This is a genomic window from Micromonospora chalcea (assembly GCF_028768405.1).
GTDB lineage: Bacteria > Actinomycetota > Actinomycetes > Mycobacteriales > Micromonosporaceae > Micromonospora > Micromonospora chalcea.
Genome location: NZ_CP118233.1, coordinates 1,755,971 through 1,766,408 on the forward strand (window position 1 = coordinate 1,755,971; position 10,438 = coordinate 1,766,408).

The following is a 10,438-nucleotide window of genomic DNA, read 5'->3' on the forward strand; positions in this document are numbered from 1 at the left end:
GTCGCGCTTTTGTCGGTCGGTCCCTCTACGGTCTGCGCCGTGAACGCCGTCCAGACGTACCGATACCTTCAGCCGTCCGCGCTGCGCGCCGCCGGTCTCGATCTGCAGACCTGCGGCGGCCCGGCGGCCAACCCGCGCTTCTTCGCCGGGTTCCTCACCGCTCCCGCCGCCGCGGCGGCCGGGCTGCTCGCCGTCGCCGAGGTGGCCCGCACCCGCTACCACCAGCCGGTCAACCCGGCCAGCCTGGACCCGGTGGTCACCGGCAGCCGGGGCCGCCTGCGGTTCGAGTCGTTCTCCGGCTGCTGCGGGGTGTACGCCCGGATGGACGTCCTGCCGGCCGGGCTGGACGGCGAGATCAGCGGCCACGGCACCACGAACGTGGACGTGAACCCGCCGCTGCGGGAGGCGCTGGCCCGGGTGGGCGGCATCGAGCCGCTGCACGTGGCGGTCGGCCCGGACGACCTGACCGTCTCCACCATGGACGGCTCGGTGGTCGAGCGGAAGGTGCCGCTGCCCGGACGCTGGCTGCGCGGCTTCGCCGAGGTGCACGTGCTCACCGCCGGCTTCGAGCCGCGCGCCGAGATCCCGGCGGCGGAGGCGGCGGCGTTCCTGCGCCGGCTGCCCGCCGCGACGGACCGCAGCGTGCTGTGGGCGGTGCCCGCCGGGCGGACGCTGCGGCTGACCTCCCGCCCGGCGCCGGGCGCGGTCTGCCTGGCCGGCGCGGGCCGGCTGGCGGCGCTGCGCGGCGTGCTGCGCCACGCCCGCACGCTGCGGGTGTACGGCCCGGCGGTGCGCGCCGGATCGCCGGCCGTGCCGAGCACGTGGGAGCTGGACACCGGGGCGCTGCGGGTGTCGCTGACGCTGTCCCCCGAGCCGTACCGGGGGTTCTCCGGCGAGGGCGCGGCGCTGGCGGCGCTCGCCGGTGACGACGTGGTGGACGACGCGGAACTGGTGGGCGCGCTGCTCAACTGGGATCCGACGATCGACGTGGCCGCGCTGGCCGACGCCGCCGCGCTGCCCGACGGGCGGGTGCGTGCCGCGCTCGCCCAGCTGGGCACCGCCGGGCGGGTCGGGTACGACGTGGCGGACGGGGCGTACTTCCACCGGGTGATGCCCTACGACGCGGGCCGCGCGGAGCGGGACAACCCGCGGCTGCTCGGCGCGCGGGCGCTGGTCGAGCGCGGCGCGGTCGAGCGCGACGGCGAGGACGCGACGGTACGCACCGACGCCGAGGTCTACCGGGTGCGCCGCCACCCGGACGGCGCATACTCCTGCAACTGTCGCTGGTGGGCGCGGCACCGCGGGCAGCGGGGGCCGTGCCGGCACGCGCTGGCCGTGTCGATGGTCGCGGCGCCGGTGGAGGTGCTGTCGTGACCGGGTTCGTCGAGGCGGTGGTGCGCGGCAGGATGTCCGAGGTCCGCTCCGCCCTGGCCGGGTTGGACGAGCCGGCCCGGCGGGCGCTCGGCGACGAACTGGTCGCCGACGTGCGCCGCAGGCGGGACGCCTGGTGGTGGCAGGGTGAGGCGGCGACGCTGGCGGTCGCAGCGGTGGGGACGCTGAGCACGCCGACGAAGGTGGCCGCGCTGCTCGGCCGCCGCTCGGTCTGGCTGAGCGGCGTCGACGCCGCGCCGGTGGTCGACGTGGCTCGGGAACGCGGGGTGACCTGGCTGGCGGACGTGGCGTACAAGCTGGCCGACCGGCTGCCCCGGGACCGGATGCTCGCGGGCTGGCGGTTCGTCGCCGGTCTCCTGCTGGCGGAGAAGGCGCCGCCGCCGACCGGGGACGACTTCGTGCGCGGGTGGGCGGCCGCACAGGGCTCCCCGGCCCCACGCGGGACGCGCCCACCCACTGTGGACCGGCTGCGCGCGGACCCGTTCCTGGACGCGCTGCTGCCGCGCCTGTTCGAGGTGGACGGCGTGGGCACCGAACTGGCCCGCGGCGACGGCGCGGGCACGGACGCGGATGCCCTGCCCCGTGCGCTGGCGGCGCTGGCGGCGGAGGGCCGGCTCGACCGCGCTGCCCTGCTCAACGGCGTGCTCGGCCGGCTGCTGCGCGGCGACCGGCCGGCGGCGCTGCGCCCGTTCCTGGCCCTGCACGACCTGCTCGCGCCGACTCCGGACGAGGTGGCGGTGCGGTCGAGCGCCTACCTGCGGCTGCTCGCCGACGGGCCGGGGCCGGTGGCCCGCGCCGCCCAGCGGACGCTGCGGGAGGCCGGTGACGCCGCCGAGCCGGAGGCGCTGTGGGAAACCGCCCGGACGGTGCTGGCCCGGCCGGAGAAGGCGCTGGTCCGGGCACAGTTGACCTGGCTCGACCGGCTGGCCCGGCAGCACCCGGAGCGGGCCACGGAGGTCGGCGCGGTGCTCGCCGTGGCGGCCGGTCACCCGGACGCCGGACTGCGCGAGCGCGCGCTGACGCTGGCGGCGCGGCACGGTCACCGGCCAGAGGCGGTCGCCACCGTGGCCGAGCCTCGTGACGACCTGCCGCCGCCGCTGCCGGCGCCGGCCGCGCCACCGCCGATCGCCGACGTGGACGAGCTGGTGGAGGAGGTGGCGGCGACACTGCGCGGACTGTGGCCGGCCTCGGTGCTGGAACGGGTCATGGACGGGCTGCTGCGGCTGGGCACCCGTGACCGCGACCGTCTCGAGGTCGCGCTGGCGCCGGTGCTGCGCCGGGAGCAGGTGGCCGAGTACGAGCACATCTGGGCCCGGTCCGACCCCTCGTTCGAGATCGACCGGCTGCTGCTGTTCGTCGCGCGTATCGGGGACGCCACCCGGCGCCGCGACGGCTGGGCCTCGACGCTGGCTACGGCCGGTGGCGGGCCTGCCGCGGTGGCCTCCGGCCGCCCCGCGCCGATGTGGCTATACCGCCTCCGGCTGGCCGAGGCCGGGCAGCGCCTGGACGGCCGTGACGATCCAGGGCTGTTGTCCGCGCCCACCTCGGCCACCGGGGCGGTCGAACCGCAGGTGCTCTACGAGCGGCTGGCGGCGCTCGGCGACCGGCCGTACTGGAGGTGGGACTACACGCAGGCGTTGTTGCGCCTGCCGGCCGGGGTCGACGAGCCGCTTGCGGCCCGCGCCGAGGCGCTCGGCACGCCGGGCGGCGTCGAGCTGGCGGCCTGGCTGCGCGGCGGTGGCGTGCCGGCGCCGGTGCAGGAGGTGGTGACGGTGGGCCGGCGGGACCGGTCCGGCCGCTACGACTGGAGCTACGACCAGTTGCCGGAACGACGGCGGCTCGTCGCGCTCACCCCACCGGCCGACGTGGACGACCGGTTCGGCCTGCTCACTGTGCGGCCGGCGGCGATCGGCCGCCGGATCTTCGACGCCGGGCACCTGTGGCCGGCCGTCCTGCCCGGCCACCGGGGCGTGGTCGCCGCCCAGGTCCTTCCCGAGCTGGCCATGGCCGCCCAGGAGGACTTCGCCGGGCGTGGGCCGGTCCTGCTGGCGCTCGCCGAGTGCACTGGTGCGGGCGGGCCCGCGCTGGACCTGGCCGTGGCGTACGGGCTGTGCGCCCGGCACGAGGCGGACCGGGTGGCCGCGCTCGACGCGCTGCTGATCCTGGCCGCCGCCGGTGACCTGAACGCGCCGGCGGTGGGCGGGCATCTGGGCGAGATGGGGGCGCAGGGGCAGGTGATCCTCACCCGGGCCGTCACGCCGCTGCGGGACGCGCTGGCGGCGGGCGCCCGGCTGAGCGTCTGGCGGCTGCTCGCCGCGGCGTTGCCGCCGCTGCTGGCCGGGCCGACGCCACCGCGGGGCACGCCGGACCTGCTCGCGCTGGCGGCGGAGGCGGCGACCGCGACGGGCGTCCGGATCGAGGTACCAGGGCTGGCCGACGTGGTGGCCCGGGGCGGCAGCAGCCGGCTGGTCGCCGAGGCCCGGCGGCTCGCCGCCGCCCTGGCCGCCTGAGTCAGCCGCCCCCGTCGCCGGGCAGGTAGGCGCACAGCGCGTCGAACTGCGCCACGGTCAGGTACGAGGGATTCGCCGCCTGCGGCTGCCGGAGCACCTCGGCCCCGGCCAGCCGCGGGTCGGCGCGCAGCACCTCGCGGCGTACCCGCAGTGGCTCGTCCAGGATCGTCAGGTCCAGCGGCGCGGTCCACGGCTCGCCCGGCGCGCCGGGCTGCGGCGGGGCGGCGATCCGCCCGACGCCCCAGACGCCGTACGGCGTCCGGCCCCGGCTGCCGCTGGCCCAGAACACCACCGGCTGGCCGGCGCGCATCAGGCGTACCCGGTAGCCGGGGCGGACGCACCAGCCGGTGACGCGCGGGTCGGCGGCGAAGCGGGCCGTAAGGTCCACCGCGTCCGCGTTGCCCTTGATCAACCAGGCGCCGAGGTCGTCCAGGGTCACCCGCCGATCGGTCATCAGCCCATTCTGCGGTCCGCCCGAGCGGAGCGCCGGACGACGGGGCGGCGGGCCGGGGCGGCCGTCAGATGATCAGGTGGGTCCAGTAGGTGAGCCAGACCGCGAACAACGCGCCCTGCAGCAGCGCCAGCGCGGCGGTGAGCCAGCCGTCGAGGCCGGGCCGGCGAGCCCAGCGGGCCAGCACGAACGCGACCGGGAACGCGGCGAGCAGGTAGCGCAGGAGGCTCTTGTACACCGGCGGCCCCATCGACAGTGGCACCAGCACCACGACGAGCGTGTAGACCAGGTACGGCCAGTCGGCCCGGCGGCGCAGCCCGACGACCGCCACCACCAGCGTCGCCACCGCGATCCACACCCGCAGCGCGTCGGCCGAGTTGCCGCCGGTCAGCGCGGACACCGCCGTCGCGACGGGGTTCTGCAACCGGATCGCCCAGCCGGTCTCCTGCGCGTGCTGGTAGGCGAACCAGTCCCCGCTCTGCCAGCGGCAGAACGCCATGAACGTCAGCCAGCCCGCCGGCACCAGCACCAGCGGCCAGCCCTCGCGCAGCAGTCGCGGCCACGCGCGCGGGCCGGCCCGCCAGCCGTGCTGGCGGAGCAGCACCAGCGCCAGCGGCGCCACCACGAGGAAGCCGACGGAGCGGCTCATCGCCAGGAAGTAGCCGACCACGCCGACGACCAGCCAGCGGCGTCGTTCGGCGTACCAGAAGGTGGCCAGCGCCAGGCAGACGAACAGGGACTCGGTGAGCGCCGCCTGGAACAGGAACGCCGTCGGCAGGAGCAGCAGGTACCGGACCGCTCGCCGGCCGTCGGCCGGTGCGGCGCCGCCGAGCAGCCGGCCCCCCAGCCGGTACGCGAAGTAGAGCTGCACCACCAGCGCCACGTTGCTGACCAGCAGCAGAGCCCAGGCGGTGTGACCGCCGAGCAGCGGCGCGAGCGGCCGGGCCAGGAACGGATAGAGCAGCGGGAAGCCGAAGTCCGGCCACGGCCGGTCCAGTGGCAGCCGGGCCAGGTGCTCGTAGAGGAACGAGTCCCAGGCGAACCAGAGCGAGAACCAGCGGTGCGACGAGATCGCGTCCTGCTGCTCCCGCATCCCGGTCTCGCCGGCCGGCGGCGCGCCGGGCACCCCGTCCCAGGCGGCCAGCACCAGCACGCCGAGCAGGCTGAGCACGAGCTTCGAGCCGACGAAGACGGCGAACACGAATCCCCACGGCTCGGGCACCCCGCGGACGACCCGGATTCCACGCGACCACCACCGGGTACGCCCGGAGCGCGCCCCGACGGCAGGGCCGGCCGCGCGTTCAGATTCGGCCGCGCGGAAGGATTCGGCCGCGCGTTCGGGGTCGGCCGCGCCACCGGGATCGACCCGCCGCTCCTCCGTCATCGCGCTCCCACCGGTCGGCCCCTGGCCGACGTGCCGGCCGGAAACCCGGCCCGCATTCCCCGTCCGCCCCCGCCCACACCCGTCCCCGCCGGCACCCGTCCGGCCCACACCCCTCCGGCCTGCCCCGTCCGGCCCGCCCACACACCTGTCCGGCACGCCCCCATGCCCGCGTCGATCATGAGGTTGGCGGCGACAAATCAGACACCAAACGCCGTCAACTTCATGATCGACGGGGCCAGGCCGGGTCGGGTCGGGGCGGGGCGGGGTGGGCGGCGCATCGGGGTGGGTGCGCAGGTGAAGTTGCCGGTGGGGCGGGTATGCGCGGTGCCGCATCGGGAGGCTGGCGGCAGGGGGCGCGGACGGCATGGGTGACGGCGACGGAACCGTGATCATCGGGGCGGGGCCGGCCGGGTTGACCGCCGCGTACGAGCTGCTGCGGCACGGCGAGCCGGTCCGGGTCTACGAGGCCGACGACGTGGTCGGCGGGATCAGCCGGACCGTGGAGCGCGAGGGCTGGCGCTTCGACATCGGCGGGCACCGCTTCTTCACCAAGGTGTCCCGGGTCGAGGACTTCTGGCACGAGATCCTGCCGGACGAGGACTTCCTGCTCCGGCCGCGGATGAGCCGTATCTACTACCGCGGGGCGCTGTTCGACTATCCGCTCAGCGCCGGGAACGCGCTGCGCAACCTCGGCCTGCTGGAGGCGGCGCGCTGTCTGGCCTCGTACGGCCGGGCCCGGCTGCGCCCGCCGAAGGACCAGTCGCACTTCGAGGGGTGGGTGTCGGCGCGGTTCGGCTGGCGGCTCTACTCGATCTTCTTCAAGACGTACACGGAGAAGGTCTGGGGGATGCCGGCGGACCAGCTGCAGGCCGACTGGGCGGCCCAGCGGATCAAGAACCTGTCGCTGGCCACCGCGATGCGCAACGCGCTGCTGCCCCGGCGCGACCGCACGGACGTGACCAGCCTGATCGAGGAGTTCCAGTACCCGAAGCACGGTCCCGGGATGATGTGGGAGCGCTGCGCCGAGGAGGTCGCCCGACGCGGCGGCACGGTACGCACCGGCGCCTGGGTGACCGAGGTACGGCGGGACCCGGCGGCCCGGCGGGCGACAGCGGTGACGCTCGTCGACGCGGACGGTGAGCGGACCGAGCCGGCCGATCATGTGATCTCCTCGATGCCGATCTCCGCGCTGGTGCGGGCGATGCGGCCGGAGGCGCCGCCCGAGGTGCGGGCCGCCGCCGACGACCTGCGGTACCGGGACTTCCTGACCGTCGCGCTCGTGGTGCCGGAGGAGTTCTCGTTCCCGGACAACTGGATCTACGTGCACGACCCGGCGGCCCGGGTGGGCCGGATCCAGAACTTCGGCTCCTGGTCGCCGTACCTGGTCAAGGACGGGCGGACGTGCCTGGGGCTGGAGTACTTCGTGTTCGAGGGCGACGAGATGTGGCGGACGCCGGACGCCGAACTGGTCGCGTTCGCCACCGCCGAGCTGGAGCGGCTGGGCCTGGTCAAGCCCGGCTGTGTGGAGGCCGGTTACGTGGTCCGGATGCCGAAGGCGTACCCGGTCTACGACGAGCGGTACCAGCGCAACGTCGACGTCATCCGGGGCTGGCTTGCTGCGAACGTGCCGAACGTGCACCCGGTCGGGCGCAACGGCATGCACCGGTACAACAACGCCGACCATTCGATGCTCACCGCGATGCTGACCGCGGAGAACATCGCGCACGGCGCGGAGCACGACGTCTGGACCGTCAACGTGGAACAGGACTACCACGAGCAGCGCAGCCCGTCGCGGCACGGCACCGGCCGGGACGCGCCGGTCGTCCCGGCCCGTCGGTAAGGCGCCGCGCGTGAGGGTGGTCATAACCGCTGGACGGCCGCCCCGGCGGTGCTGCTAGCCTTCTGGGCAGGTCATGAGCGCCAGCGCGAAGCCCCGGCTCGCTGGCCGGCAACCCTCCTCCGCGGTGGGGTGCCCCGGGTGAAGACCAGGCACCGGCAGCCGCCGGTGCAAGCGTGGCCTGGCACCCAGGTCAGCACCAGACCAGGGAGACCGATGTCCGTACCACCCTCCACCCCCTCCGGCGACGTCGCCGCGTACCCGGCCCGCTTCGCGCTGGTCAAGCGCCGCCACGTCGACCTGATGCGGGTGTGCAGCGACGCCTGTCGCCCCGCGCGCTGAGCGAGCGCCACCCTCCCTTCCCCGTTTCACCCTTCTCCGGCCCGGCCGTCCGTCCGGCGGGCCGGCGCCCACGCGCACCTCCGCGCGTCCATCCACTCTGGAGAGACATCGTGCGTTTCCGTACCGTCCTGACCCGTGCGGCCGCCGTCGGCGCGGCGGCCCTGCTCGCCGTCACCGCGCTCACCGCCTGCGGCGGCGACGACACCGACGCGGCCGACAACCCGTACGGCCTGCTCCAGCCCGGCGTGATCCGCGCCGGAACGCTCACCGACGCGCCGCCGAACGTCTTCCTCAAGGACGGCAAGTTCACCGGCTTCGACAACGAGCTGCTGCGCGCCGTGGCCGCCAAGATCGACCTGAAGGTGGAGTTCGTCGGCACCGACTTCTCCGCCCTGCTCTCCCAGGTCAACAGCGGCAAGTTCGACGTCGGCAGCTCCTCGATCACGATCACCGAGGCGCGCAAGAAGACAGTGGACTTCGGCAACGGCTACGACTTCGGCTACTTCGGCCTGGACGTGCCGGCCGGATCCACGCTCACCGGCTTCGACCAGCTCGCCGGCAAGCGCGTGGTGGTGGTGCAGGGCACCGTGCAGGACGACTACGCCACCAAGCAGAACCTCGACCCGGTGCGGGTGCCCGACTACAACAGCGCGATCAACCAGCTCAAGGCCGGCACCGCGGACGCCTGGATCGCCCCGGCGGAGATCGGCGACAAGTCCGCCGCCGACAGCAACGGCAAGATCAAGGTCGCGGCGAAGCAGCTCAGCCCCACCCCGACCGCGTTCGCCGTGGCGAAGGGCAACGACAAGCTGCGCGAGGCGCTGAACAAGGGCCTCGACGAGGTGATCGCGGACGGCACGTGGAGCCGCCTGCAGGCGGAGTACTACCCGGGGCGGCCGATCCCGGCCGACTTCAAGCCCGGCAGCGGGTCGGTGGCGGCGCCGGCGCCGTCGGCCGCCTCCTGAGCCGGTAACCGAGCACGAGCAGGGCGGACGGAGCGGACATGGACCCACTGAGCACCCTCTGGGAGACGTTCTTCGACTGGGAGTCGATGCGCGAGGCGCTGCCCGAGATGCTGACCGTCGGGCTGCCCAACACGCTCACCCTGGCGGTCTCCGCCGCCCTGCTCGGCTCGGTGCTGGGCATGCTGCTGGCCGTCGCCGGCATCTCGCGTACCCGGTGGTTGCGCTGGCCGGCGCGGATCTACACCGACGTGTTCCGCGGCCTGCCGGCCGCGGCGACCATCCTGCTCATCGGCGTCGGCCTGGCGCCGCTGGGCATGCAGGTCTGGGGCCCGAACCCCTATCCCCTGGGCGTGCTGGCGCTGTCCCTGATCGCCGCCGCCTACCTCGGCGAGATCTTCCGGGCCGGCATCCTGAGCGTGGAGGCCGCCCAGTTGGAGGGCGCGCGGGCGCTCGGCTTCTCCTGGGGCGAGGCGATGCGCCTGGTGATCATCCCGCAGGGCGTACGCCGGGTGCTGCCCGCCTGGGTCAACCAGCTCATCTCGCTGATCAAGGACTCCAGCCTGGTCTACTTCCTCGGCCTGCTGGCCAGCCAGCGGGAGCTGTTCCGGATCGGGCAGGACTACGCCGCGAACACCGGCAACCAGTCCGCGCTGCTGCTGGCCGGGCTGTTCTACCTGTTGCTGACCGTGCCGCTGACCCACGCGGTGAACTGGCTGGACCGGCGGCTGCGGCAGGGCCGCCCGGCCGCGCCGCCCGAGCCGGAGCCGGATGCCGAGCCGGTCGACCTCACCCCGTCCGGAAAGGACCCGCGATGACCACCACCACCTCGGTCAGCCTGGCCGTCCGCGACGTGCACCTGGCCTTCGGCGCGCACCGGGTGCTGCGCGGCGCGGACCTGGACGTGGCGCGCGGCGGCGCCGCCTGCGTGATCGGCCCGTCCGGCTCCGGCAAGTCGACGCTGCTGCGCACCATCAACCGGCTGATCGAGCCGGACCGGGGCGACGTGCTGCTGGACGGCCGCAGCGTGCTGCGCGACGACCCGGACGCGCTGCGCCAGCGCATCGGCATGGTGTTCCAGCAGTTCAACCTCTTCCCGCACCTGAGCGTGCTGCGCAACATCACGCTGGCGCTGCGCAAGCTGAAGAAGCTCGACGAGGACGAGGCGGTGGCGCTCGCCCGCGCCCAGCTCGACCTGGTCGGCCTGGCCGGCAAGGCCGACGCGCGGCCGGCGCAGCTCTCCGGCGGGCAGCAGCAGCGCGTCGCGATCGCGCGGGCGCTGGCGCTGCGCCCGCAGGTGATGCTCTTCGACGAGGCGACCAGCGCGCTGGACCCGGAGCTGGTCAAGGGCGTGCTCGCGGTGATGGCGGACCTGGCCGCGGCCGGCATGACGATGGTCGTGGTGACGCACGAGATGGGGTTCGCGCGCAGCGTCGCCGACACGGTGGCGTTCATGGACGCGGGCGTGGTGCTGGAGTCCGGCCCGCCGGAGGCGGTGTTCGAGGCGCCGGAGCACCCGCGGCTGCGACGCTTCCTGTCCCAGGTTCTGTGACCGGCCGC

The 10,438-nt window shown here is 74.9% G+C and carries 9 protein-coding genes and 1 riboswitch; of the genes, 7 read left to right on the forward strand and 2 right to left on the reverse strand.

Features of this window, described 5'->3' with window-relative positions:
• Positions 1-39 precede the first annotated feature (39 nt).
• Complete coding sequence (locus tag PVK74_RS08205; protein WP_274478717.1) at positions 40-1,374, forward strand: SWIM zinc finger family protein; 1,335 nt, start codon at positions 40-42, stop codon at positions 1,372-1,374.
• The gene (locus PVK74_RS08210; RefSeq protein ID WP_274478718.1) at positions 1,371-3,902 is read left to right on the forward strand and encodes a DUF6493 family protein; all 2,532 of its coding nucleotides are present in this window, start codon (positions 1,371-1,373) and stop codon (positions 3,900-3,902) included. Before PVK74_RS08205 ends, PVK74_RS08210 begins: the two co-directional genes overlap by 4 nt.
• A 1-nt stretch (position 3,903) precedes the next feature.
• Here PVK74_RS08210 and PVK74_RS08215 read toward each other — a convergent pair whose 3' ends face one another.
• Positions 3,904-4,356 carry an EVE domain-containing protein gene (locus PVK74_RS08215; RefSeq protein WP_064445687.1) on the reverse strand — a complete coding sequence of 151 codons (453 nt, stop codon included), beginning with the start codon at positions 4,354-4,356 and terminating at the stop codon, positions 3,904-3,906.
• 64 nt (positions 4,357-4,420) lie between these two features.
• Complete coding sequence (locus PVK74_RS08220; protein WP_083297013.1) at positions 4,421-5,737, reverse strand: glycosyltransferase family protein; 1,317 nt, start codon at positions 5,735-5,737, stop codon at positions 4,421-4,423.
• Between the two features lie 364 nt (positions 5,738-6,101).
• Here PVK74_RS08220 and PVK74_RS08225 point away from each other — a divergent pair, with 364 nt between their 5' ends.
• From PVK74_RS08225 to PVK74_RS08245, 5 genes are all read left to right on the forward strand, one after another.
• Positions 6,102-7,577 (forward strand): NAD(P)/FAD-dependent oxidoreductase, encoded by a 1,476-nt coding sequence (locus PVK74_RS08225; RefSeq protein ID WP_043323460.1) that lies wholly within the window; start codon positions 6,102-6,104, stop codon positions 7,575-7,577.
• A gap of 69 nt (positions 7,578-7,646) precedes the next feature.
• Positions 7,647-7,757: riboswitch (SAM riboswitch) on the forward strand.
• A gap of 33 nt (positions 7,758-7,790) precedes the next feature.
• Positions 7,791-7,916, forward strand: a complete 126-nt coding sequence (locus PVK74_RS08230) for a hypothetical protein (protein WP_255361248.1) — start codon at positions 7,791-7,793, stop codon at positions 7,914-7,916.
• Between the two features lie 110 nt (positions 7,917-8,026).
• Complete coding sequence (locus tag PVK74_RS08235) at positions 8,027-8,881, forward strand: ABC transporter substrate-binding protein (protein WP_064445686.1); 855 nt, start codon at positions 8,027-8,029, stop codon at positions 8,879-8,881.
• Between the two features lie 38 nt (positions 8,882-8,919).
• Positions 8,920-9,696 (forward strand): amino acid ABC transporter permease, encoded by a 777-nt coding sequence (locus tag PVK74_RS08240; RefSeq protein WP_069088490.1) that lies wholly within the window; start codon positions 8,920-8,922, stop codon positions 9,694-9,696.
• Positions 9,693-10,430, forward strand: coding sequence for an amino acid ABC transporter ATP-binding protein (locus tag PVK74_RS08245; RefSeq protein ID WP_064445684.1), 738 nt, complete (start codon positions 9,693-9,695; stop codon positions 10,428-10,430). Before PVK74_RS08240 ends, PVK74_RS08245 begins: the two co-directional genes overlap by 4 nt.
• Positions 10,431-10,438: the final 8 nt, after the last annotated feature.

What these genes read in the sequence shown, in the direction of transcription:
- PVK74_RS08215 (WP_064445687.1), bottom strand. Translation starts at nt 4,356, where the DNA reads ATGACCGATCGGCGGGTGACCCTGGACGACCTCGGCGCCTGGTTGATC.
- PVK74_RS08225 (WP_043323460.1), top strand. Translation starts at nt 6,102, where the DNA reads ATGGGTGACGGCGACGGAACCGTGATCATCGGGGCGGGGCCGGCCGGG.
- PVK74_RS08245 (WP_064445684.1), top strand. Translation starts at nt 9,693, where the DNA reads ATGACCACCACCACCTCGGTCAGCCTGGCCGTCCGCGACGTGCACCTG.
- PVK74_RS08230 (WP_255361248.1), top strand. Translation starts at nt 7,791, where the DNA reads ATGTCCGTACCACCCTCCACCCCCTCCGGCGACGTCGCCGCGTACCCG.
- PVK74_RS08240 (WP_069088490.1), top strand. Translation starts at nt 8,920, where the DNA reads ATGGACCCACTGAGCACCCTCTGGGAGACGTTCTTCGACTGGGAGTCG.
- PVK74_RS08220 (WP_083297013.1), bottom strand. Translation starts at nt 5,737, where the DNA reads ATGACGGAGGAGCGGCGGGTCGATCCCGGTGGCGCGGCCGACCCCGAA.